This window comes from Pseudomonas xantholysinigenes (assembly GCF_014268885.2).
GTDB lineage: Bacteria > Pseudomonadota > Gammaproteobacteria > Pseudomonadales > Pseudomonadaceae > Aquipseudomonas > Aquipseudomonas xantholysinigenes.
Map to the genome: position 1 here is coordinate 4094690 of NZ_CP077095.1, position 23610 is coordinate 4118299.

23 protein-coding genes and 1 tRNA gene are annotated in these 23610 nt (G+C 64.0%); 10 read left to right on the forward strand and 14 right to left on the reverse strand.

The annotated features are described in order from the left end of the window. Nucleotides 1-49 precede the first annotated feature (49 nt). The 4 genes from HU772_RS18175 to HU772_RS18190 all read left to right on the forward strand — a co-directional run bounded on the left by HU772_RS18175 (nt 50) and on the right by HU772_RS18190 (nt 4886). On the forward strand, nt 50-976 hold the full coding sequence (locus HU772_RS18175) for a 4-hydroxyproline epimerase (protein WP_186662182.1): 927 nt from the start codon (nt 50-52) through the stop codon (nt 974-976). Nucleotides 977-1017: 41 nt separating this feature from the next. Beyond that, complete coding sequence (locus tag HU772_RS18180; protein WP_186662183.1) at nt 1018-1965, forward strand: dihydrodipicolinate synthase family protein; 948 nt, start codon at nt 1018-1020, stop codon at nt 1963-1965. Nucleotides 1966-2061: 96 nt separating this feature from the next. Beyond that, nucleotides 2062-3639, forward strand: a complete 1578-nt coding sequence (locus tag HU772_RS18185) for an aldehyde dehydrogenase (NADP(+)) (RefSeq protein ID WP_186662184.1) — start codon at nt 2062-2064, stop codon at nt 3637-3639. A 2-nt stretch (nt 3640-3641) separates the two neighbouring features. Beyond that, nucleotides 3642-4886, forward strand: coding sequence for an NAD(P)/FAD-dependent oxidoreductase (locus HU772_RS18190; protein WP_186662185.1), 1245 nt, complete (start codon nt 3642-3644; stop codon nt 4884-4886). A 40-nt stretch (nt 4887-4926) separates the two neighbouring features. Here the strand turns inward: HU772_RS18190 and HU772_RS18195 are convergent, their stop codons facing one another. Next, nucleotides 4927-6018, reverse strand: coding sequence for an NADH:flavin oxidoreductase/NADH oxidase (locus tag HU772_RS18195; RefSeq protein WP_186662186.1), 1092 nt, complete (start codon nt 6016-6018; stop codon nt 4927-4929). Between the two features lie 73 nt (nt 6019-6091). On the opposite strand from HU772_RS18195, the gene HU772_RS18200 reads away from it, so the two are divergent. Next, the gene (locus HU772_RS18200) at nt 6092-6400 is read left to right on the forward strand and encodes an ArsR/SmtB family transcription factor (RefSeq protein ID WP_186662187.1); all 309 of its coding nucleotides are present in this window, start codon (nt 6092-6094) and stop codon (nt 6398-6400) included. 276 nt (nt 6401-6676) lie between these two features. Here HU772_RS18200 and mqo read toward each other — a convergent pair whose 3' ends face one another. The 4 genes from mqo to HU772_RS18220 all read right to left on the reverse strand — a co-directional run bounded on the left by mqo (nt 6677) and on the right by HU772_RS18220 (nt 9817). Further along, on the reverse strand, nt 6677-8314 hold the full coding sequence (gene mqo, locus HU772_RS18205) for a malate dehydrogenase (quinone) (protein WP_186662188.1): 1638 nt from the start codon (nt 8312-8314) through the stop codon (nt 6677-6679). Between the two features lie 327 nt (nt 8315-8641). After that, nucleotides 8642-8833: a DUF4223 family protein gene (locus HU772_RS18210; protein WP_023630554.1), complete on the reverse strand. Its 192-nt coding sequence runs from the start codon at nt 8831-8833 to the stop codon at nt 8642-8644. A 250-nt stretch (nt 8834-9083) separates the two neighbouring features. Next, on the reverse strand, nt 9084-9326 hold the full coding sequence (locus tag HU772_RS18215; RefSeq protein WP_186662189.1) for a hypothetical protein: 243 nt from the start codon (nt 9324-9326) through the stop codon (nt 9084-9086). 11 nt (nt 9327-9337) lie between these two features. Next, nucleotides 9338-9817 carry a hypothetical protein gene (locus HU772_RS18220; protein WP_186662190.1) on the reverse strand — a complete coding sequence of 160 codons (480 nt, stop codon included), beginning with the start codon at nt 9815-9817 and terminating at the stop codon, nt 9338-9340. 418 nt (nt 9818-10235) lie between these two features. On the opposite strand from HU772_RS18220, the gene HU772_RS18225 reads away from it, so the two are divergent. Next, a complete protein-coding gene (locus tag HU772_RS18225; RefSeq protein ID WP_225923049.1) occupies nt 10236-10589 on the forward strand; it encodes a hypothetical protein in 354 nt (117 codons plus the stop codon). Between the two features lie 102 nt (nt 10590-10691). Here the strand turns inward: HU772_RS18225 and HU772_RS18230 are convergent. The 5 genes from HU772_RS18230 to dapA all read right to left on the reverse strand — a co-directional run bounded on the left by HU772_RS18230 (nt 10692) and on the right by dapA (nt 14392). Beyond that, nucleotides 10692-10781: transfer RNA gene (locus tag HU772_RS18230), tRNA-Ser, on the reverse strand. Nucleotides 10782-10872: 91 nt separating this feature from the next. Further along, nucleotides 10873-11583 carry a phosphoribosylaminoimidazolesuccinocarboxamide synthase gene (purC, locus tag HU772_RS18235; protein WP_016392503.1) on the reverse strand — a complete coding sequence of 237 codons (711 nt, stop codon included), beginning with the start codon at nt 11581-11583 and terminating at the stop codon, nt 10873-10875. Between the two features lie 29 nt (nt 11584-11612). Next, nucleotides 11613-12371: an MBL fold metallo-hydrolase gene (locus tag HU772_RS18240; RefSeq protein WP_186662192.1), complete on the reverse strand. Its 759-nt coding sequence runs from the start codon at nt 12369-12371 to the stop codon at nt 11613-11615. Then, nucleotides 12372-13487 carry an NlpB/DapX family lipoprotein gene (gene bamC / locus HU772_RS18245; protein ID WP_186662193.1) on the reverse strand — a complete coding sequence of 372 codons (1116 nt, stop codon included), beginning with the start codon at nt 13485-13487 and terminating at the stop codon, nt 12372-12374. Between the two features lie 17 nt (nt 13488-13504). Next, entirely contained in the window at nt 13505-14392 is an 888-nt protein-coding gene (dapA, locus tag HU772_RS18250; protein ID WP_186662194.1) for a 4-hydroxy-tetrahydrodipicolinate synthase, read from the reverse strand. 260 nt (nt 14393-14652) lie between these two features. On the opposite strand from dapA, the gene HU772_RS18255 reads away from it, so the two are divergent. Both HU772_RS18255 and HU772_RS18260 read left to right on the forward strand, forming a co-directional pair. Next, nucleotides 14653-15213, forward strand: coding sequence for a glycine cleavage system transcriptional repressor (locus tag HU772_RS18255; RefSeq protein WP_028692994.1), 561 nt, complete (start codon nt 14653-14655; stop codon nt 15211-15213). 10 nt (nt 15214-15223) lie between these two features. Next, nucleotides 15224-15697: a peroxiredoxin gene (locus HU772_RS18260; protein ID WP_186662195.1), complete on the forward strand. Its 474-nt coding sequence runs from the start codon at nt 15224-15226 to the stop codon at nt 15695-15697. Nucleotides 15698-15792: 95 nt separating this feature from the next. On the opposite strand, the gene HU772_RS18265 is transcribed toward HU772_RS18260, so the two are convergent. Both HU772_RS18265 and HU772_RS18270 read right to left on the reverse strand, forming a co-directional pair. Beyond that, a complete protein-coding gene (locus HU772_RS18265; RefSeq protein ID WP_186662196.1) occupies nt 15793-16863 on the reverse strand; it encodes an AI-2E family transporter in 1071 nt (356 codons plus the stop codon). Between the two features lie 20 nt (nt 16864-16883). After that, nucleotides 16884-17123 carry a sulfurtransferase TusA family protein gene (locus HU772_RS18270; protein WP_011535136.1) on the reverse strand — a complete coding sequence of 80 codons (240 nt, stop codon included), beginning with the start codon at nt 17121-17123 and terminating at the stop codon, nt 16884-16886. A 108-nt stretch (nt 17124-17231) separates the two neighbouring features. Here HU772_RS18270 and HU772_RS18275 point away from each other — a divergent pair, with 108 nt between their 5' ends. Beyond that, the gene (locus HU772_RS18275; protein ID WP_186662197.1) at nt 17232-18668 is read left to right on the forward strand and encodes a M48 family metalloprotease; all 1437 of its coding nucleotides are present in this window, start codon (nt 17232-17234) and stop codon (nt 18666-18668) included. Between the two features lie 68 nt (nt 18669-18736). Here the strand turns inward: HU772_RS18275 and nadA are convergent, their stop codons facing one another. Continuing rightward, nucleotides 18737-19795 (reverse strand): quinolinate synthase NadA, encoded by a 1059-nt coding sequence (nadA, locus tag HU772_RS18280; RefSeq protein ID WP_186662198.1) that lies wholly within the window; start codon nt 19793-19795, stop codon nt 18737-18739. Between the two features lie 335 nt (nt 19796-20130). Continuing rightward, on the reverse strand, nt 20131-21642 hold the full coding sequence (locus HU772_RS18285; RefSeq protein ID WP_186662199.1) for a YdgA family protein: 1512 nt from the start codon (nt 21640-21642) through the stop codon (nt 20131-20133). A gap of 426 nt (nt 21643-22068) precedes the next feature. Here HU772_RS18285 and HU772_RS18290 point away from each other — a divergent pair, with 426 nt between their 5' ends. Next, complete coding sequence (locus tag HU772_RS18290) at nt 22069-23421, forward strand: APC family permease (RefSeq protein WP_186662200.1); 1353 nt, start codon at nt 22069-22071, stop codon at nt 23419-23421. Nucleotides 23422-23610 lie beyond the last annotated feature (189 nt).

The window sequence follows — 23610 nt, forward strand, 5'->3', positions numbered from 1 at the left end:
CGAAGCCCTTGCCAGGCACCGCCACATTCACATTGCAACGGACACGCCCATGAAACAGATCCACGTCATCGACTCCCACACCGGCGGCGAACCCACCCGCCTGGTGATGAAGGGCTTTCCCGCCCTGACCGGCCGGACCCTGGCCGAGCAGCGCGACGAACTGCGCGAACTGCACGATCACTGGCGTCGCGCCTGCCTGCTGGAACCACGCGGCAACGATGTGCTGGTGGGCGCGCTGTACTGCCCGCCAGTGTCCGAGGATGCCATCTGCGGGGTGATCTTCTTCAACAACGCCGGCTACCTGAACATGTGTGGCCACGGCACCATCGGCCTGGTCGCCTCGCTGGCGCACCTGGGCCGGATCCAGCCCGGCGAGCACAAGATCGACACCCCGGTCGGCCCGGTCAGCGCCAACTTGCACGCCGACGGTGCCATCACCATCGGCAACGTGCCGTCCTACCGCTACCGCCAACAGGTGGCGGTGCACGTGCCGGGGCATGGCCTGGTGCACGGCGACATCGCCTGGGGCGGCAACTGGTTCTTCCTGGTCAGCGAGCATGGCCAGCGCATCGAACTGGATAACCGCGACGCCCTCAGCGACTACACCTGGGCCCTGCTCAAGGCCCTCGAAGCCCAGGGCATCACTGGCGAGCACGGCGCGCCGATCGACCATGTCGAGCTGTTCGCCGACGACGCCCATGCCGATAGCCGCAACTTCGTCATGTGCCCCGGCAAGGCCTACGACCGCTCGCCCTGCGGCACCGGCACCAGCGCCAAGCTCGCCTGCCTGGCCGCCGACGGCAAGCTCGCCGAAGGCCAGGTCTGGGTCCAGGCCAGCATCACCGGCAGCCAGTTCCAGGGCCGCTTCGAGCGCGACGGCGAACGCATCCGCCCGTTCATCACCGGCCGCGCCCATATGACCGCCGACAGCACCCTGCTGATCGACGAACAGGACCCCTTTGCCTGGGGCATCTGACCCCGTTCATTTCCCACTGAATACCGCCAGGAGTGACAACAATGACCAACAACATCTTCACCGGCACCATGCCCGCCCTGATGACCCCCTGCACCGCCGCGCGCAAACCGGACTTCGACGCCCTGGTGCGCAAGGGCCGCGAGCTGATCGAGGCCGGCATGAGCGCGGTGGTGTACTGCGGCTCGATGGGCGACTGGCCGCTGCTGACCGAGGCCGAGCGCCAGGAGGGCGTGGCGCGCCTGGTGGCCGCCGGCATCCCGACCATCGTCGGCACTGGCGCGGTGAACACCCGCGAAGCCGTGTCCCACGCCGCCCATGCGGCCAAGGTCGGTGCCGCCGGGCTGATGGTGATCCCCCGGGTACTGTCCCGCGGCGCCTCGCTGATCGCCCAGAAGCACCACTTCTCGGCCATTCTCGCTGCCGCGCCGCACCTGCCGGCGGTGATCTACAACAGCCCCTACTACGGCTTCGCCACCCGCGCCGACCTGTTCTTCGAACTGCGCCGCGAGTACCCGAACCTGATCGGCTTCAAGGAGTTCGGCGGTGGCGCCGACCTGCGCTACGCCGCCGAGCACATCACCTCCCAGGACAACGACGTGACCCTGATGGTCGGCGTCGATACCCAGGTGGTGCATGGTTTCGTCAACTGCGCCGCCACTGGCGCCATCACCGGCATCGGCAATGCCCTGCCACGGGAAGTGCTGCAACTGGTGAGCCTGAGCAAGCAGGCGGCCAAGGGCGACGCCCGTGCCCGCCGCCTGGCGCGTGAGCTGGAGGCCGCGCTGGCGGTGCTGTCGTCGTTCGATGAAGGCTGCGACCTGGTGCTGTACTACAAGCACCTGATGGTGCTCAACGGCGACACCGAGTACAGCCTGCACTTCAATGAAACCGACGTACTCACCGATGCCCAGCGCAACTATGCCACGCAGCAGTACGCGCTGTTCCGCAGCTGGTATGCCAGCTGGTCGGCCGAGCAGAACATGGCCTGATCACAGCAATCCCTGTGGGAGCGGCCTTGTGTCGCGAAAGGGGCGCATGGCGCCCCCAACAGGTCCAGACCTCACTCAAATCCTCCAGGATGCCCCATGACCCTCACCGGCAATCTACTGATCGGCCAACGCGCCATCACAGGCACCCAGGCCGCGATCCATGCCATCAACCCGGCCACCGACACCCCGCTCGATCCACTCTACGCTGGCGCCAGCGCCGAACAGGTAACCCAGGCCTGCACCCTGGCCTGGGCGGCATTCGATGCCTACCGCGAAACCACCCTCGAACAACGCGCCCACTTTCTCGAAACGATCGCCGAGCAAATCGAAGCCCTGGGCGATACCCTGATCGACCGCGCCAACGCCGAGACCGGCCTGCCCAAGGCTCGTCTGCTGGGCGAGCGCGGCCGCACCTGCGCGCAACTGCGCACCTTCGCCCGCGTGGTGCGCGCTGGCGAATGGCTGGATGTACGCGTGGACAACGCCCTGCCCGAGCGCCAGCCCCTGCCACGCCCCGACCTGCGCCAGCGCCAGGTGGCCCTGGGGCCGGTGGCGGTGTTCGGCGCCAGCAACTTCCCCCTGGCATTTTCGGTTGCCGGTGGCGATAGCGCCTCGGCCCTGGCCGCCGGCTGCCCGGTAGTGGTCAAGGCCCATGGCGCCCACCCCGGCACCAGCGAGCTGGTCGGCCAGGCCGTGGCCCGTGCGGTGAAACAATGCGGGCTACCCGAGGGCGTGTTTTCGCTGCTGTACGGCGCCGGCCGTGAAGTCGGCATCGCCCTGGTCAGCGACCCGCGCATCAAGGCGGTCGGCTTCACCGGCTCGCGCAGCGGTGGCCTTGCCCTGTGCCAGGTCGCCCAGGCACGGCCGGAACCCATCCCGGTGTATGCCGAGATGAGTTCGATCAACCCGGTGTTCCTCTTCGACGCGGCCCTGCAGGCCCGTGGCGAGGACGTGGCGCAGGGCTTCGTCGCCTCGCTGACCCAGGGTGCCGGACAGTTCTGCACCAACCCCGGGCTGGTGATCGCCCGCCAAGGGCCGGCATTGCAGCGCTTCATCGACGCTGCCAGTGTTCAGGTACGACAAGCACCGGCGCAGACCATGCTCACCCCCGGCATCGCCAGCGCCTACAAGGCCGGTGTCGGCGCCCTGGCCGGCAACGCCAATGCCCAGGCCGCCGCCAGCGGCTTGCCGCAGCAAGGGCCGAACCAATGCCAGGCGCAGCTGTACGTGACCCAAGCCGAAGCCTTTCTCGCCGACCCGGCGCTGCAGGCCGAAGTGTTCGGCGCCGCCTCGCTGGTGGTTGCCTGCGATAGCGATGAACAGGTCCGCCAGGTGGCCGAGCACCTCGAAGGACAGTTGACGGCCACGCTGCACCTGGACGATGGCGACCTCGATCAGGCCCGCACTCTGCTGGCGACCCTCGAACGCAAGGCCGGGCGCATCCTGGTCAACGGCTGGCCGACCGGGGTCGAGGTGTGCGATGCGATGGTCCACGGCGGCCCGTTCCCAGCCACCTCCGATGCCCGCGGTACCTCGGTCGGCACTGCGGCGATCCTGCGCTTCCTGCGCCCGGTGTGCTACCAGGACTTCCCCGACGCGCTGCTGCCTCCTGCCTTGCAGCACGCCAATCCGCTGCAACTGCGGCGGCTGCTCGACGGCCAGCGGGAGGCCTGACCATGACCACCACGGACACCGATATCGCCGTGGTCGGCGCTGGCATCGTCGGCGTCGCCTGCGCCCTGCAGCTGGCCCGCCAGGGCCGCCGAGTGCTGCTGATCGACCGCCAGGCCCCAGGCCATGGCGCCTCCTGGGGCAATGCCGGGCACCTGGCCACCGAACAGGTGTTCCCCATCGCCGACCTGTCGATCCTCAAGCGCCTGCCGGCCATGTTGCTGGACCCGATGGGCCCGTTGCGCCTGGACTGGAAGTACCTGCCCCGGGCCCTGCCCTGGTTCAGTCGCCTGCTGCTCAACCTGCGCCAGGCGCCGTTCCAGCGCAGCGTGGCCGGTATTCGTGCGCTCAACGAGGCCAGCCTGGATGCCTGGCAGCGCTTGCTTGCCTCCATCGAGCGCAGCCACCTGCTCAAGGCCGACGGCTCACTGCTGGTGTTCGAACATCAAGCCTCGCGCCAACCGCTCGACGCCCTGCGTGCACGCCTGCAACAGCAGGGCGTGCCGGTGGATTGCTGGTCATCCGACAACCTGCGCGAAGCGGCCCCGCAACTGAGCCCGACACTCCAGGGCGGGTTGTTCTTTCCACGCACGGGGCACTTCCTTGACCCTTACCAGGTGGTCGGCGAGCTGTTCAGCGCCGCCAGGGCCCATGGCGTGCGCTTCGTGCGCGCCCATGTCAGTGGCGGACGGCTGCTGGCCGACGGCGTCGCCCTCGATAGCGACCAGGGCCTGTTCCAGGCGCGGCAGGTGCTGGTCAGCGGCGGCGCTCATTCGGCAGCGCTGACCAAGGCCCTCACCGGCAGGCAAGTGCCGCTGGACACCGAGCGTGGCTACCACCTGATGCTGCCCGGCGAACGACAACGCCTGCCGTTCGCCGTCACTTCGCTGGAGCGCAAGTTCATCATGACGCCGATGGCCGATGGCCTGCGTCTGGCGGGCACGGTGGAGTTCGCCGGGCTCGAGGCGCCACCGAGCATGCAACGGGCGTGGCAGCTGCACCGATTGAGTAAAGGATTGTTCAAGCAGGACCTGGATGCCGAGGGCGCAACACCATGGATGGGCTTCAGGCCGTCATTGCCGGATTCGCTGCCGGTGATCGACCGGGTGTGTGACGGGCGGGTGTTGTTGGCGTTCGGGCATCAGCATTTGGGGCTGACCCAGGCGGCAGTGACGGCGGAATGGGTGGGGCGGATGGTCGAGCGGTCGGCCGGGGTGGAGACCGCTGCATACCGGTTGGATCGGTTTTAGCCTTCGCCGCAAATGGGCTGCATAGCAGCCCCTTGTGAACTCAGCGATAACGCTCGAGCCAGTGAGCGTAAGGCGCAGGCAAGGTCCAGGCAGCCTTGTCGACCCCCAGCGCCTTGGCAGCGGCATACGGCCAGTGCGGATCCGCCAGGTGCGCGCGCCCCACCGACACCAGGTCCAGCTGGTTGGCCTGCAGCGCCCCTTCGGCCAGCTCCGGGGTGCCGAAGCCCCAGGCCGAGGTCACCGGCAGCTTCGCTTCACGGCGTACTCGTTCGGCGATCGGCCCCATGAACGCTGGCCCCCACGGGATGTTGGTCTCGGGAATGGTGAAGCCAACGCTGACGCTCAGCAGGTCCAGGCCGCCGGCCTTGAAGCGCCGGGCCAGCTCGATCGACTCCTGCAGGGTCTGCTCGTCGCGACCGTCATACTCCAGCACCCCGAAACGCGCGGTCAGCGGCAGGTTCTCTGGCCAGACTTCACGCACCGCGGCCAGGGTTTCCAGCAGGAACCGGGTACGGTTGTCGAAGCTGCCACCATAGGCGTCGGTACGCTGGTTGGAATGCTCGGAGAAGAAGCTCTGGCCCAGGTAGCCGTGGGCAAAATGCAGTTCGATCCACTCGAAGCCCGCGTCACGTGCGCGGCGCGCGGCATCGACGAAGTCCTGTTTGACCCGGGCGATATCGTCCAGGGTCATGGCCTTCGGCACTTTCGGCAGGTGGGCGCCAAAGGCGATGGCGGATGGGGCGATGGTGTCCCAACCGCGTGCGTCGTCGGCGGCGATATGGTCATCGCCCTCCCAAGGGCGATTGGCGCTGGCCTTGCGCCCGGCGTGGGCGATCTGGATACCAGGCACGGAGCCGGCGGCCTTGATCGCCTTCACCACCGGCACGAACGCCTGGGCCTGGACGTCGTTCCAGATGCCGGCGCAGCCGGGGCTGATGCGCCCTTCCGGCGACACCGCAGTGGCCTCGACCACCACCAGGCCGGCACCGCCGCGGGCCAGGCCGGCGTAATGCACCTGGTGCCAGTCGTTGATCAGGCCATCCACGGCCATGTACTGGCACATCGGAGGTATGGCGATGCGGTTGCGCAGGGTGAGGTCTTTGAGGGCATAGGGTTCGAACAGTGCGGCCATGATGAGGCTCCAGGGGACGGATACGATTGTTCGATCATATTCGAACTTTGGTATTTGTGAAACCCCCGCTATCATGTCGTCCATGCGAGCCTATACCCACCCCAATCCTGAAGACCTGACCCTGGAGCGTCTGCTGTACGCCCTGAGCGACCCGGTGCGCCTGCAGATCGTGCGCTACCTGGCCGACGTTGCCGAGGCCAGTTGCGGCGAGCTGGACGGCGGTCGCCCCAAGTCCAGCATGTCCCATCATTTCCGTGTATTGCGCGATGCCGGGCTGGTGCACACCCGCAACGTCGGCACCACGCACATGAACTCACTGCGCAGCGAAGCCCTGGATGGGCGCTTCCCCGGGCTGCTGGCGAAGATCCTCGAACAACGCTGAGCGCCCGCGCAGCGTTCAAGCCATGCGCGTCTGTTGTAGGAGCCAGCCTTGCTGGCTAACCAGGCGACGCGCTGCCTGGCACCGGCTACGCCGGTGTTCGCGGGCAAGCCCGCTCCCACAGGGATCGCGCTAGATTTAGCAGTTGAGCAAGACAGTTGTTCCCACAGGGATCGCGTCAGATCTAGCTATATCAGCCGGGCACAAAAAAACCACGAGGCCGCCAGGGGCGATCCTCGTGGTCGATGGTGCCGGGCAAGCCCGGCAACCCTTCTGGCGTTACAGCGCCATGTCGTTCGCAGGCTTGCTCTCGACCGCCGCGGCTGGCGCCACGTTGGTCTTGACGCTCTGGTCGATCACCGGCGGTTTCTCCAGCTGCAGGACTTCGGCGGTGTAGTCCCACTCTTTCTGGGTGGCGGCAGCCGAATCGTTCAGCTTGGTCCCGTAGCTCGGTACGATCTCCTTGATCTTGGCCTGCCACTCTGGGGTCGCGACCTTCTCTTTGAACACGGTTTCCAGCACGTTGAGCATGATCGGCGCGGCGGTCGAGGCACCTGGCGAGGCGCCCAGCAGGCCGGCGATGGTGCGGTCTTCGGAAGCCACGACCTCGGTACCCAGCTTCAGCACGCCGCCCTTGTCGGCGTCACGCTTGATGATCTGCACGCGCTGGCCGGCCTGCCACAGTTTCCAGTCTTCCTTCTTGGCGTTCGGGAAGTAGGTCTGCAGGGCAGCGAAACGGTCGTCGTCGGACTGCATCAGCTGGCCGGCGAGGTATTCCACCAGCGGGTACTGGTCGATACCGACACGGGCCATTGGCCAGACGTTGTGGGTGGTGGTGCTGCTCAGCAGGTCCAGGTACGAGCCGTTCTTCAGGAACTTGGTCGAGAAGGTGGCGAATGGCCCGAACAGGATCACGCGCTTGCCGTCCAGCACGCGGGTGTCCAGGTGCGGAACCGACATGGGTGGCGCGCCGGTGGAGGCGATGCCGTAGGCCTTGGCCATGTGCTGCATGGCAACGGTCGGGTTCTCGGTCACCAGGAACGAGCCACCGACCGGGAAGCCGGCGTATTCCTTGGCTTCCGGGATGCCCGACTTCTGCAGCAGCTTGAGCGCGCCGCCGCCGGCACCGATGAACAGGAACTTGGCGTCGGTGGCCGATTCGGTACCGTCCTTCAGGTTCTTGTACTCGACGTGCCAGGAGCCGTCTTCGTTGCGGGTGATGTCCTGCACTTCAGTGGAGAGCTTCAGGTCGAAGTTCTCTTTGGTCTGCAGGCTGCCAACGAACTGGCGGGTGATTTCGCCGAAGTTGACGTCGGTGCCGATCGGCGTCCAGGTGACCGCCAGTTTCTGGTTCGGGTCACGGCCTTCCATCATCAGCGGGACCCACTTGGCGATCTGCGCGTGGTCCTCGGAGTACTGCATCGGACGGAACAGCGGGCTGGCCTGCAGGGCGTCGTAGCGCTTCTTCAGGAACTTGATGTTGTCATCGCCCCAGACGAAGCTCATGTGCGGGGTGGTGTTGATGAACGAGTGCGGGTTCTTCAGCACACCCTGGCGAACCTGCCAGGCCCAGAACTGGCGGGAGATCTGGAACGACTCGTTGATCTCGATGGCCTTGGTGATGTTGACGTTGCCGTCTTTGTCTTCCGGGGTGTAGTTCAGCTCGGCCAGCGCGGAGTGGCCGGTACCGGCGTTGTTCCAACCGTTGGAGCTTTCTTCGGCGACGCCGTCCAGGCGCTCGACCATTTCCATCGACCAGGTGGGTTCCAGCTCGTTGAGCCAGACCGCCAGGGTGGAACTCATGATGCCGCCGCCAACCAGCAGCACGTCGACTTTCTTGGTGTCGGCCGCATGCGCTTGCATGACGCTCGCCGCGACAGCCAGACCCAGCAAGGTCTTGCCAGCTTTCTTGAACATTGATCGATTCCAGTCAGTAGAACGGAGGGTGGGCCTGTGGCTGGCCCGGGTTTCCATGTTCTTCAGCGCAGGCTTGTTGTGATCATTGTTCAGCAGCCAGAGAGACATTGGACGTGGCAGCCTTTGGTCGGATTGACCGACAAGGCTGAAACGATTTACGGATTGTAACCGAATTGCCAGCACAAACAAACGCGCGCCGGGGCGTCAAGACGACAGGTTGCCACGCGACAAGCCACCACGCCCCTGAAAAACAAAAACCCCCGGCCACATCCATGGTCGGGGGTCTTGGATCAGGCCGTTAACGACCCGATCGGGGTATTTCCAAGATTACTGCTGCTGAGGCAGTTTATCGATCGGGCCGCAGCCGCCGATGATCTTGGAGATGGAAACCGATGGGTGGAACAGGTAGTCGTACGAGCAGTTCTTAGGCTGGTTGTAGACTTGGCCGGTGCAGCCGGACAGCAGGGCAACGCCCGAAACGACAGCAACAGCAACAGTAGCTTTGATCAGCTTTTTCATAAAAATCCTTTAGTCCATGATCCACCATCACACTGATGGCGCGCGGATCATACGGGAAATGGATAGGCAAGTGAAACCTGTTAGTGCAACTAAGCGCCTGGGGTGGCGTGAACTAACAAGTTCCCCGAACAGCAACTAAGCACGTTCAACCACTTGCTAAAACGTTACAGGTCGGCACGGTCCGCCTGGATCGAATCAGGTAGCAATTACTTGGTTGCCTGGGCGCTGCACGCCTCGATGAGACGACGGGTCACCCCACTGGCTCGAATCGCCGCCGCCTCAAAAACAGTCCCACGCCGATTCCCACGGCAAGCACCGACAGTAATCCCAGGTCCATCCCGAACGAACGGGCCTGGCTGACAACGATGCAACCGACGCCCCCCATAACCACCAGCACCACTCCGAACCACTTGCGCAGCGGGTAAGGCCTGAGGAACCGATCCAGCAGGCCATAAAGCACCAGAGCGATGACCGCATAGGTAATTTCGGACACAGGCGTCTCCCTCAGGTCTTGATGATCAGGGTCGAGGTGGTGTGCTGCGGCCCGATGCCGCCATTGACCTGCGCTTCGATGCTGACCAGTACATCGCCAGCATGGTAGGTGGGCAGGAGGTCATTGGCATAGGCGCGCACCCCAGCGCCCACCGGCACACCTACATAGGAAGTAGCCACTGCGCTGGTGGCGGCAGCGAACGCCGAGGCGGCGAGGTTGGCGACCTTGGTGCGCTGGGCATTGAGGGTATCGCCCTGCTGCCGGGTCAGCGGCTTTGAGATCCCGATTTTCATCACGCACGGCAGCCCCTTGGCCAGCATCCTGTCGTAGGTCTCGACGACCTTGCTGTTGACTTCGTAATGGGCGCTTCGCGCTTCACCGAAATGCAGTTCACGCAAGCGTCCGCGCTCACTGTCGGTCAGGGTGATCTGCGAGACGTTGAAGACGATCCCGTGATTGCCCATGTATTGGAAAGTCCCTTCGAACTTCATTGCACGCATCCTTTCGAGGCAAAGGGTGCGATTCTCTACAAGGCGCGGCAGGGACGCAAACAGTGGCATTTGGCTATACCAGCCTACCGCCCTGTTGCGAGTAGTCCATTTCCGAATCGGGCATCCAGGCCCGCCGAAGCATTGCCGCTGACCAGATAGCGCTCTAGGCTCTCCTCATCGCTACCTCATCAACAGCACTATCAAGAACATTGCAAATGCCCCACAAGCCGTATAGACCATGGACGAGCAGAGCGTGGTGCTTCAGACACTATTCGAAGCGGAGGGCTAAATGCCTCAAAACGATATGCCAGACAGCCGACTGCAGGAGCCGTGGGCCAACTATTTTCAACGGCTATATCCAGCAGGCATGAGCTTGGCTAGACATGACTCACTCGTAGAAATGATGGGTGCCGTAACCATGAATGACCTGCCCCGTGACGAACTCAACGCCAAGCTCGAGACCATCGCGATCAAGATGGACGCTCGGGTAGAAGCCATCGCGTCGAAAATCGACGGTTTTCTCGTTGCCCAAAATGAGCGCGACAAGCGCCTGGACGACTCGATCGCAGGTGTGCGCCGCGACATTGATCGATTGGGGAGCCTGAAGCTGAACATCTGGGGGGCCATGCTTACCGCTGTTGCGCTGGGTGTAACGGTGGCGGCTCTGAGCGTGACGTTCTACCAGACTGGTAAAGGCGACATCGCCATCTCGCCCCTGTCGTCACTCGCGATAGAGGTCCCCGGCTCAGTTCACAACGCTACCGACGAGTAAAGGCATACCGCTCCATCTGCCCTAAAATTGCCTTCATGCGCCCCAGAAACGACGAAGCCCCCGAAAACTCAACGTTTTCGGGGGCTTCGACTACTTCGCGTATGGCGGAGAGATAGGGATTTGAACCCTAGGTACTGTTGCCAGTACAACGGATTTCGAATCCGTCCCGTTCGACCACTCCGGCATCTCTCCAATGCCGCGCATCATACCAGCGATTTCTCGAAAGGCAAACTATTTTTCAAAAAAAATCGCGTGGTATCAGGCGCTTGCGTGAACGCGCCGCTTACAGCGGCACGCCCAGGCGCTTGGCAACTTCTTCGTAGGCTTCGATTACGTCGCCCAGGCCCTGACGGAAGCGGTCCTTGTCCATCTTCTTGCGGGTCTCTTTGTCCCACAGGCGGCAGCCGTCCGGGCTGAACTCGTCACCCAGGACGATCTGGCCGTGGAACACGCCGAACTCCAGCTTGAAGTCGACCAGCAGCAGGCCGGCGTCGTCGAACAGCTTGCTCAGCACTTCGTTGACCTTCAACGACAGCTTCTTCATCTCGACCAGTTGCTCGGCGGTGCCCCAGCCGAAGGCGACAACGTGGGACTCGTTGATGAAGGGGTCGCCCTTCTCGTCGTTCTTCAGGAACAGCTCGAAGGTGGACGGCTCGAGCTTGATGCCTTCCTCGACGCCCAGGCGCTTGACCAGGCTGCCGGCGGCGTAGTTGCGCACCACGCACTCGACCGGAATCATGTCGAGCTTCTTCACCAGGCACTCGTTGTCGCCCAGCAGCTTGTCGAACTGGGTCGGTACGCCGGCTTCTTCGAGCTTCTGCATGATGAAGGCATTGAACTTGTTGTTCACCATGCCCTTGCGGTCCAGTTGTTCGATACGCTTGCCATCGAACGCCGAGGTGTCGTTACGGAACAGCAGGATCAAGCGGTCGGCGTCGTCGGTCTGGTAAACCGATTTGGCCTTGCCGCGGTAGAGTTCGTCGCGTTTTTCCATGATGGGCTCCGCTTGCTTGAGTAGATGGGCTAGGCGATGTGACGCCAGTCGAGCCCTTGATCCTGGTTGGCCACCTGGAGCCAGTCCGGGTCGCACCCGAGGGTGTCGACGAAGCACTGGCGCGCCAGGTGTGGCAGGTTGTTCTTGCTGCTGAGGTGGGCCAGCACCAGGTGCTGCAGGCGTTGCCAACCCAACTCGGCCACCAGGCTTGCGGCCTGGTGGTTGTTCAAATGTCCCTGGCTGCCGCCGACCCGCAACTTGAGAAAGCGCGGGTAATGCCCGCGGGCCAGCAGGTCACGGCAATGATTGGCCTCGATCAGCAGTGCGTCGAGGTCCTGGTAACGCGCCAGCAGGTTGGCATCATAGCTGCCCAGGTCGGTCAGCATACCGAACCGCCGGCTACCATCGCTGATCACGTACTGCAACGGCTCGTAGGCATCGTGCTCGACCCGCGCGGCGCTGACCTGCAGATCGCCGACCTGCAGCACATCGCCACAACCGAGAAAACCGGCCACTTCAACCGGCTTGCGCAGGCCACGCAAGGTGCCCTGGCTCATGTACACCGGCGTATTGTAGCGCCGCGCCAGCAACCCCACCCCATGCACGTGGTCGGCATGTTCGTGGGTCACCAGCACCGCGCTCAGTTGCGTGGCCGATACCCCGAGCAGCGCCAGGCGCCGCTCGGTTTCCCGTAGCGAAAAGCCGCAATCGACCAGGATGTACGTGTCACCACTGGCGATCAGCGTGCCGTTTCCCTGGCTACCGCTTCCAAGAACCGCGAAGCGCACTTAGCCCAGACGGTCCTGGATCGCGCTCAGCACGCGGCGGGCGACATCGGCCGGGGCCACGGTGTTGATGTTCTTCTCGACGGTCACCTGGACGTTCTCGCCGACCTTGCTCAGGCGAACCTGGTAGCGCTCGGCACGGGCTTCACGTTCTTCCTTGCTCGGCTCGCTGCCGAACAGACGACTGAAGAAGCCAGGCTCCTTCTGCTTGTCGTCAGGCTTCTCGGACAAGTTGATGTAGTAAAGGCCCAGGCTGCGGTTGATGTCCTCGACACGCCACTCGCCCTGCTCCAGGGCGCGGCCCACGCCAGACCAGGCACGGTCCAGGTCGGAGCCCAGGTACAGCACCGGGTTGCCGCTGCCGTCCTCGCTCAGGCTGACCTGGCTCGGGGCATCGAAATCACGCGCTGCCAGCAGCGAGACCGAACCGCCCTTCTCGGCGCTGCGGTTCATGCTGGCGAGCATTTCATCGACCAGCAGCGCGTCGGCGCCAGTGTTGCTGGAGGTTGCCGGGAACTCGGGCTCGGCGGTGCTGCCGGCCGGGCGTTCGATGCTGACGATGTACACCTCGGAGGTGTTGCGCTGCACGCCGGGCTCCATGCGCACCCGCACGCGCACTTCGCTGTTCGGGCTGCTGGAGGCACTGGCCAAGCGCTGGCCAAGGGATGCCGACAACTCGTCGAAACGCTGCCAGGTGGTATTGAACTCGCCAGTCTGCGGGCGCTCTTCGGCGATGCGGAAGCCGTTGTCCTCGAAGAACTGGCGGGTTACCGGCCAGACTTCGGCCGGCGCGCGCTGGGCCAGCACCCAACGGCTGCTGCCGCTGCGCTGCAGGCTGAAATCGCTGATGTCGGCGGTGGCCGAAAGCGGCTGCGGACGCGGCACCTCGAATTCGCCGGTGGCGCGATCGTCGGCGACATTGCGCGGGATCGGCAGCAGCGGATCCAGGCGCTTGACGTTGCTGGCGTCCGGCGGCAGCTGCATCGGCGCGGTCGGGTGCGCCTGCAGGTAATCGCTGCCGCGGTCGCGGAAATAGCCATCCTCGCCCCACAGCCAGCCGCACCCGCTGGTGCTGGAGATGATCAGGGCGAGAGCGGAAAGACCAGCCAGTCGCTTCATGCGGTGTACTTCCTCGTTTAAACCAGTACGCCGGACTGGCGCAAGGCAGTACGGACTTTTTCGTGACAGCCTTCGCTCAGCCAGGTCAGCGGCAGGCGGATACCCTTGTGCATCAAGCCCATCTCGACGAGCGCCCATTTCACCGGAATCGGGTTGGCCTCGCAGAACAGGTCCTTGTGCAGCGGCATGAGTTTTTCATTGATTGCGCGGGCCTTCTCGGCATTGCCCTCAAGGGCGGCCTCGCACAGGTCGGCCATTTCGCGCGGGGCGACGTTGGCCGTGACGGAGATGTTGCCTTTGCCGCCCATCAAGATCAGCTCGACGGCGGTCGGATCGTCGCCGGACAGGACGATGAAGTCCTTGTCGACGCCGTCCAGGATCTGCTTGGCACGCACCAGGTCGCCGGTGGCTTCCTTGATGCCGATGATGTTCTTGACCTTCGACAGGCGGATCACGGTGTCGGCCTGCATGTCGCAGGAGGTGCGACCGGGCACGTTATAGAGGATCTGCGGGATGTCGACGGCTTCGGCGATGTGCTTGAAGTGCTGGTACAGGCCTTCCTGGGTCGGCTTGTTGTAGTACGGGACTACCAGCAGGCAGGCATCGGCACCGGCATTCTTGGCGTTCTTGGTCAGGTGCACGGCTTCGGCAGTGGAGTTGGCGCCGGTGCCGGCGATCACCGGGATCCGCTTCTTGCTGTGCTTGACCCGCTCGACCACGTGCTTGATGACCAGGATGTGCTCTTCGACATCCAGGGTGGCGGACTCGCCGGTGGTGCCGACAGCTACGATCGCGTGGGTGCCGTTTTCCAGGTGGAAGTCTACAAGTTTGTCGAGGCTGTCCCAGTCCAGACGCCCTTGTGCATCCATGGGTGTGACCAACGCCACCATACTGCCCGCAATCATGTAATTGCTCCTGCCGGAAAAAGAGAGCGGTAATGGTACTGGGGGCATCGACCTTGCACAAGCGAAGCAGGCGGGCGGAGCATTCCCCTTCGCGCCGCTTTTCGCTACCCTTGATCCTTTGATCGGTGCAGCGCGGCCCGCCGGGCCGTCGACAGTGCTCCCGGCCTGCGTCCACAGCCGCCAAAACCGGCCCGGGCCCTGCTGAACAAGGAGGCTTGCCCCCGTCCTGCACCGACCGCTCATCGCTTTAGGAATGCTGCATGTCCACCCCCACCGTTCGCGAACAATTCCTCGTCATCAGCGCCCTGGGCCCCAACCCCATGGAGCTGGCCAACGTCCTCAGCCGCGCGGCCTTCGACAATCGCTGCGCGGTGGTCACCTCGCGCCTGTCGCGCCACGGCGAGACCAGCGCCCTGGTACTGCAGGTCGGCGGCAGCTGGGATGCCCTGGCCCGCCTCGAAGCCACCCTGCCGGGCCTGGGCAAGAAACACGGCCTGACCCTGGACGTGGTGCGCAGCGCCGACCAGGAAGTGCGCCCGCAGGCACTGCCGTATGTGGCCTATGTCAGCGCCGCCTACCGCCCGGACATCATCAACGAGCTGTGCCAGTTCTTCCTCGACCACCGCGTCGAACTGGAAGCCATGACCTGCGACACCTACCTGGCGCCGCAGACCGGCAGCAGCATGCTCAATGCCCAGTTCACCGTGATCCTGCCGGCCGGCACCCAGATCAGCTGGCTGCGCGACCAGTTCCTCGACTTCGCCGACGCCCTGAACCTGGACGCGCTGATCGAACCGTGGCGCCCACAGAACCCCATGTAAGGAAGCTCCCATGGCCGTAGCCATCGACCAACCCGTCGCCGATTTCCAGGTCCAGGCCACCAGCGGCCAGACCGTCAGCCTGGCTGAGCTCAAGGGCCAGCAGGTGGTGCTGTACTTCTATCCCAAGGACAGCACTCCCGGCTGCACCACCGAGGGCCAGGGTTTCCGTGACCAGCATGCGGCATTCCAGGCCGCCAATACCGTGGTGTTCGGCGTTTCGCGCGATGGTCTCAAGTCGCACGAGAACTTCAAGGCCAAGCAGGCCTTCCCCTTCGAGCTGATCAGCGACAAGGACGAGGCGCTGTGCCAGCTGTTCGACGTGATCAAGCTGAAAAAGCTGTACGGCAAGGAATACCTGGGCGTGGACCGCAGTACCTTCCTCATCGACAAGGACGGTGTGCTGCGCCAGGAATGGCGCGGGGTGAAGGTGCCGGGGCATGTGGATGCCGTATTGGCGGCGGCGCAGGCCCTGAGCAAGGCCTGAAGCCCACAAGGGCCTCTTCGCGGGTAAACTCGCTGCCACAGGGATATTACTGAACCTGTGGCAGCGGGTTTACCCGCGAAGAAGACATCTCATTTCTAAAGCATTGGCGCGACCGACGACTCCTGCCGCGGCCACGCATCCAGCACCGCCTTGAACAGCGTCGCCAGCGGGATCGCGAAGAATATTCCCCAGAAGCCCCACAGCCCGCCGAACAGCAGCACCGCGCAGATGATCGCCACCGGGTGCAGGCTCACCGCCTCGGAGAACAGCAGCGGCACCAGCACGTTGCCGTCCAGCGCCTGGATGATGGCGTATACCGCCATCAGATAGATGAACTGATCGCCCCAGCCCCACTGGAACAACGCAATCAGCGTCACCGGCACGGTCACCACCACCGCGCCGACATAGGGCACCACCACCGACAACCCCACCAGCAGCGCCAGCAAGGCGGCATAGTTGAGCCCCAGGGTAATGAAGGCAATGTAGGTGGCGATGCCGCAGATCAGGATCTCGATGCCCTTGCCGCGGATATAGTTGGCGATCTGCCGGTTCATCTCATCCCCTACCCGATTAAGCAGCGTGCGCTCACGCGGCAGGTAGCCACTGACCCAGCGCCCGATCAGTTCGCGATCCTTGAGGAAGAAGAACACCAGGATCGGCACCAGCACCAGGTAGATCATCGCGTTGACCAGCAGCGGCAGGCTCGACAGCGAGAAGGTCAGCGCCCATTGGCCGAACTTGCCGATTTCACCGCGCACCGACTCGATGGCGCGCAGCACTTGTTCGTCCGACACCAGGTGCGGGTAGCGTTCGGGCAGCAACAGCAACAACGACTGCCACTTGCCGAGCATCCCCGGCAGTTCGTTGAACAGGGTGATCAACTGGTGCCAGAGCAGCGGTACCAGCACCAGCATGAACACCGCCAGCGCGCCCATGAACAGGGCGAACACCAGCCACACCGCCAGCCTGGAGGGCACCTTCAGGCGCTCCAGGGCATTGACCAGCCCCTGCATGAGGAACGCCAGGACCATGCCCGCCAGCACCGGCGCGAGCATGCCACCCAGGGTCAGGACCACGGTGAAGGCCAGGAACAGCAGGACCGCCAGCACCACCGCCTCCTCATCGGAGAAGTAGCGCTGCATCCAGTCGCGAAGCACTTTGAACATTGACGATCCTTGGGAAAGACTCAGGCCTTGCGCAGCCAGTAGGTGTACACGCCGGCCTCGGCCGTTTCGCGCAGCAGCGTATGACCGGCAAGCTGGGCGAAAGTGCGGAAGTCGCGCTGGGAACCGGCGTCGGTGGCGATCACCTTGAGCACCGCGCCGCTGGCCAGGCGATTGAGTTCCATCTTGGCCTTGAGCAGCGGCAGCGGGCAGTTCAGCCCGCTGGCGTCGAGTTCGGCGTCGCAGGTTGGGGTGTCACTCATCAGGCGAGTCTCCAGGGGCATGAACAGAAAGGTTCGCTAGGATACCGCCACTGGTCGGCATCGCGCGACCCGGCTACAGTAAGGCTTTTGACCGACGCGAGCTTGTGCATGAATCTACTGCGCCCTACCCTGCTGGCGCTGGCCTGCCTGATGGCCCTGCCCGGCCATGCCGACGACCTGCCGTCACTGGGCGACGCCAGCTCCGCGATCGTTTCGCCGCAACAGGAGCACCAGCTCGGCCGCGCCTGGCTGAGCCTGCTGCGTGGCCAGGTCAACCAGCTCAACGACCCGCAACTCAAGGACTTTGTCGAAACCAGCGTGTACAAGCTGGCGGAAACCAGCCAGCTGCAGGACCGGCGCCTGGAATTCATCCTGATCGACAGCAAGGAGCTCAACGCCTTCGCTGCGCCCGGCGGCATCGTCGGGGTCAACGGTGGCCTGTTCCTCAACGCGCAGACCGAAGGCGAATACGCCTCGGTTCTGGCCCACGAACTGGCGCACTTGTCACAACGCCACTTCGCCCGCGGGGTCGAGGCGCAGCAGCGCATGCAACTGCCGATGATGGCCGCCCTGTTGGCCGGCATCGTACTGGCGGCAGGCGGTGGCGGCGATGCCGGCATCGGTGTAATTGCCGGCACCCAGGCCGCGGCGATCCAGGAACAGCGGCGCTTCTCCCGGCAGAACGAACAGGAAGCCGACCGTTTCGGCATTCTCAACCTGGAAAAGGCCGGCTACGATCCACGCAACATGCCCAGCATGTTCGAACGCCTGGCCCGCCAGTACCGTTATGACGCCAAGCCCCCCGAATTCCTGCTGACCCACCCGGTCACCGAGTCGCGTATCGCCGATACCCGCAACCGTGCCGAACAGGCGCCCAAGGGCGGTATCGAGGACAGCCTGCGCTACCAGCTGATTCGCGCCCGTGTCGCCCTCACCTACGAAGGCACCCCGGGCCTGGCCGCCAAGCGCTTCCGCGCCCAGCTCGACGACAACCCCGGCATGGACGCCGCGCGCTACGGTCTGGCCCTGGCGCAGATCAAGGGCGGCCAGCTCAACGAAGCGCGGGAGAACCTCAAGCCGCTGCTGGCCAAGGCGCCCAACGACATCACCTACAACCTGGCGCAGATCGACCTGGACATCACCAATAATCGCCTGGCCGACGCCCAGCAGCGCGCCACACGGATGCAGAGCTTGTACCCGAGCAACTACCCGCTCAAGCAAGTGCGTGCCGACCTGCTGATCAAGCTGGGCAAGCCGGCCGAGGCGGAGAAGGTACTGGATGACCTGGTGAAGAACCGCCCGGACGACCCGGACGTGTGGTACGACGTTGCCGAAGTGCGCGGGCTGTCGGGCAACACCATCGGCCTGCACCGGGCACGCGCCGAGTACTTCACCCTGGTGGGTGACTTCGACCAGGCGATCCAGCAGCTCGACTACGCCAAGCGCCGCGCGGGCAGCAATTTCCCGCTGGCCTCGCAGATCGACCAGCGCCAGCGCGAGATCATGGAGCAGCAGCGTATGGTCAAGGAGATGATGGGGCGCTAGACCTGGCAATGGTCGCGCTGTAGGAGCGGCCTTGTCGGGGCGCTCCTACAGGGATTGTGCAAGCAGCTTCAGGCGTTACCCGACAATTTCAACCGCGCAGCCTGGGTGAAATCGAGCATGCGGTTCAGTGGCTTGATCGCCTTGGGGATCAGCGCCGGCTCGACGAAAATCTCGTTGCTGCCATGACGCAGGCAATCCAGCACCCGCTCCAGGGTATTCATCGCCATCCACGGGCAGTGCGCGCAACTGCGGCAGGCCGCGCCGTTGCCAGCAGTCGGCGCCTCGACAAATTCCTTGTCCGGGCACAGCTGCTGCATCTTGTAGAAGATGCCGCGATCGGTGGCGACGATGAAGGTCTTGTTCGGCAGGGTCTGCGCCGCCTTGATCAACTGGCTGGTGGAACCCACCGCGTCGGCCAGCTCGATCACCGCCTCCGGCGACTCCGGGTGAACCAGGATCGCCGCGTCCGGGTACAGCGCCTTCATATCGGCCAGCTGGCGCGACTTGAACTCTTCGTGAACGATGCAGGCACCGTCCCACAGCAGCATGTCGGCACCGGTCTGCTTCTGGATATAGCGTCCCAGATGCTGGTCTGGGCCCCAGATGATGGTCTCGCCGTTATCCATCAGGCTTTCGACGATCTCCAACGCGCAACTGGAGGTCACCACCCAGTCGGCCCGCGCTTTCACTGCCGCAGAGGTGTTGGCATAGACCACCACGGTACGCTCGGGATGCTGGTCGCAGAACGCCGAGAACGCCTCGACCGGGCAGCCCAGGTCGAGGGAGCAGGTCGCCTCCAGGGTCGGCATCAGCACGCGCTTTTCCGGGGTGAGGATTTTCGCGGTCTCGCCCATGAAGCGCACGCCCGCCACGACCACGGTCTCGGCCGAGTGGTTCTTGCCGAAACGCGCCATTTCCAGCGAGTCGGACACACAGCCACCGGTTTCCTCGGCCAGGGCCTGGATCACCGGGTCACAGTAATAGTGGGCGACGAGCACGGCATTCTGCTTTTTCAGCTCGGCGGCGATGGCCGCACGGTATTCGGCCTCCTGCGCGGGCGTCAGCGGGTTGGGCTGCTTGGCGTCGAGGTGGGCCTGTACCAACAGGCGTTCGGAAATCTGGGTCATGATCGCTGGACCTGCGGGGCGCGCGAGCGCGTCAGTCGAGTGTATCACCCGGCCCTGGCAGATCGGCTAGCGGTGCCGGACGGCCTGCGTCTCGGCCCCTCTGCGGGCGCGGATTCTTATCGGACGCGAAGGCTACAGGCAATCGGGGGGATGCAAAAGGGGTTTTTGCGTTAGCCGGGCCAATGCCGTCGCAGGGCAAACTGGTCCCACAGCCCCAAGCCATGCGCGTCACCTGCTGGAGCCAGCCTTGCTGGCGAAGCAGGCGACGCGGTGCCTGGCACCGGCTGCGCCGGTGTTCGCGGGTAAACCCGCTCCCACAGGGATCGCGGCAGCAATCAACCCTGCGGCTGGAGTGCCGCCAGGTGACCGCTGATGAGCATGGCGAACTCTTCGACGGTCATTTTCTTGCCGTTGAAATCGACCATGCCATCGGCATAATGCAGGCTCGACACCACGTCGGAGCCCTCCACCGTGGCCATGCCGCTCTGCAGCGCCATCATGCCGACCATCTCACCGGCCTGGCTGGACTGCTGGGCGATGGCCTGGGCATCGGTCTCGCCTTCAAGCAAGGCCTGCAAGGTGGCCAGGTCGGCGACCATCGGCTTGGACACACTGAGCTTGGCCTTCAGTTGCGTCAGCAACTGCTTGCCCAACTGGTCGGGCGGCAGGTCGAACGAGCTCGGGTTGGCGAAATCCATCGCTAGGTTGAAGTGGCTCTCGCCATTGGCGGTCTTGAACGCCAGCTTCTCCACCGCCACCTGCGGCTTGGCCACCAGCAGCTGCTGCAGATCACCCTGGACCTTGGCCTGCTCTTCGGGAGTCATCTGCAGCGATGGCGCCTCACCGTCGGCGGCCGCCTGCTGCATCTGCGGCAGCTGGGTCTGGTACCAGGCCATCAACGCCTGCATGGCGGGAATGTCGATGGACTTCATGGTCAGGACCATTTCCGCGCTGCCCACCTTGCGACCGGCATAGCTGATGTCACCGACCTTGTATTCCAGGCGCCCGGCCAGCTTGTCCTTGGCCTCGCCCTCGGCGTTGTACAGGTTGTTCTGCTGCAGCCCTTTGAGCACCAACAGCTCCTGCTTCGGCCCGAAGGTCGCCTGGACGTCGGCCAGGGCCAGGTCGAAGTTGCCGACATAGATCATGTCATGGCCGGTCTCGGTCAGCTTGCCACCGGCCTTGAAGCCATTGAGCTGGATCTTCACCGGGGCTTGTTGCTCGTCGACGAAGTTCAGTTCCAGGTGCCCGGCGTCGGCATGAATGCCCACAGCCTTGCCGTCGCGATCACCGCTCATCAGCACCTGCATGCCGGAGAAATCCAGGACATTGTCGCCGTCTTCCTTGAGGGTGACCGGGGCCAGGCGAATGTCGCTGTCGACGTTGCCGCCATACCCCAGGCTGAACTGCGCGGTGACCGGTGGTTTGTCGCCAGCAGCGGCGTACCAGCCCTTGGTGAAGTCGTCCTTGTCCAGCACGCTGTTGCTGGTGGCCATCACCGGCATCAGTTTGAACGCCTTGACCCGCGACCAGGGGAACGGCCCGTGCTCGATCTGATCGGTCACACCCACGGCAAAGTTGATTGCATCGGCCTCGCCTACCTGCACGTTCTCGGCCTTGAGGCGGTAGTGTGCGGTGCTGGTGAAGAAATGCTGCTCAAGCGAGACCAGTTCGAGGGTCATGCTGCCGCCGTTGCCGGCCAGGGCTTTCTTCAGTTCTTCGTTGCCACGGGCGACGGAGCGCTCCAGCTCGGCGGGCAGCTGCTTGCCGGTGTACCAGGCGCCAGCGGTGGTTGCGACGGCAATGGCGACGGCCAGACCGCAAAGGATGCCTACTGATTTCTTCATGAATAGAACCGATGACTGTCCATAGGGAGGGCGATTGGGGCGCCCCCGGTAAACGGCGGTGCGCGCCGGGGCAAGAATATCACCGGCATCCGGGCCGCGTGATGATCCTCGCTGCATTTTGTGTGTACATGGATGACGGCATACCCGTGACAGTCCGTGGCAAGCGTAAATTTTTACGAACATCAAAATCGATTTACGATCCGCTCAATCAGCCAAACAGAGTGCATAACGGCCAAATAAACCGATTCACCAACCACTCATCTGACACCCTGTCATGTTTAACTTGACACCCAAACGACCATCGTCTTTTATTCCGCCACCCCGCAGCTCCAACATAAAAGGTGAACAACATGGAGCCCATTCGCTCGACCTTGTCGTGCCCGTCACGCGCCGTGCCCGTTGTTTCGAGACAGGAGCAGCGCCTGCATGCAGCCTGACCACAGCGCCCCCGGCAACGCCCAGTTTCGCAAGTCCCTACGCCTCTGGCACGTGGTGATCATCGGCCTGGCCTACCTCACCCCGATGACCGTGTTCGACACCTTCGGCATCGTCTCCGGCATCACCGCCGGGCACGTGCCCAGCGCCTATATCCTGGCCCTGGCCGGGATCCTCTTCACCGCCGTGAGCTACGGCACCCTGGTGCGGCGCTTCCCGCAGTCCGGCTCGGCCTACACCTACACCCAGCGCGCAATCAACCCACATGTGGGCTTTCTGGTCGGCTGGTCGTCGCTACTGGACTACCTGCTGCTGCCGATGGTCAACGCCCTGCTGGCCAAGCTGTACCTGTCGGCGATGTTCCCCGAGGTGCCGGCGTGGGTCTGGGTGGCAGGCTTCGTCACCCTGATCAGCCTGATCAACATGCGCAGCGTCAACCTGGTGGCGCACTTCAACCTGCTGTTCGTCGCCGTGCAGGTGGCGATCATTGCGGTGTTCATCTACCTCTGCTGGCGCGGCCTGGGCCATGGCGAAGGCCTGGGCACGGCCTGGAGCCTGGTGCCGTTCGCCGACGAGCAGACCCAGTTCGCCGCCCTGGCCGCTGGCGCGACCATCCTGTGCTTCTCGTTCCTGGGCTTCGATGCGGTGACGTGCCTGTCGGAAGAAACCCGCGACCCGGGCAAGACCATTCCCCGGGCAATCTTCCTCACCGCGCTGATCGGCGGCGTGGTGTTCATTGGCGTGTCCTACTTCATCCAGGCCTATTTCCCGACCATGGCGCGGTTCCACGACCAGGAAGCAGCCCTGCCGGAAATCGCCCTGTATGTCGGCGGCAAGCTGTTCCAGTCGGTATTCATCGCCTGCACCGTGATCAACACCATCGCCTCGGGCCTGGCCTCGCAGACCAGCGTGTCGCGCCTGCTCTATGTGATGGGCCGTGACAACGTAATCCCGGCCAGCGTGTTCGCCCGCCTGCACCCGCGCTACAAGACCCCGGTGCTGAACATCGCCGTGGTCGGCCTGATCTCGCTGTCGGCGATCTTCTTCGACCTGGTCACCGCTACCTCGGTGATCAACTTCGGCGCGCTGGTGGCGTTCAGCTTCGTCAACCTGTCGGTGATCAACCACTGCTATATCCGTGAGCGGCAGAACAAGGGCCTGACGAACAACCTCAAGTATCTGGTCATGCCGACGATAGGCTTTTGCATCATCGTGTCGCTGTGGCTGGACCTGAACCAACACTCGCTGCTGTTCGGCGGGGTCTGGGCCTTGCTGGGCGTGTGCTACCTGGGCTGGCTGACCAAGGCCTTCAGGGTCGCGCCACCCAACTGCATTGCCGAATGAACCACCCGACGCCCGCCTGACCGCGGGCGTCCTTTTGCCCGAGAAGGAAACGCCCATGCTGTCGCGCCGCCTCTCCATCCAATGGAAGATCACCCTGCTCGCCGGCCTGTGCCTGCTGGCCATCGTCGCTTTGCTGGTGACGACGTCGCTGACCCAGGCTCGGCACAGTGCCGAGCAAGTGTTCCAGGC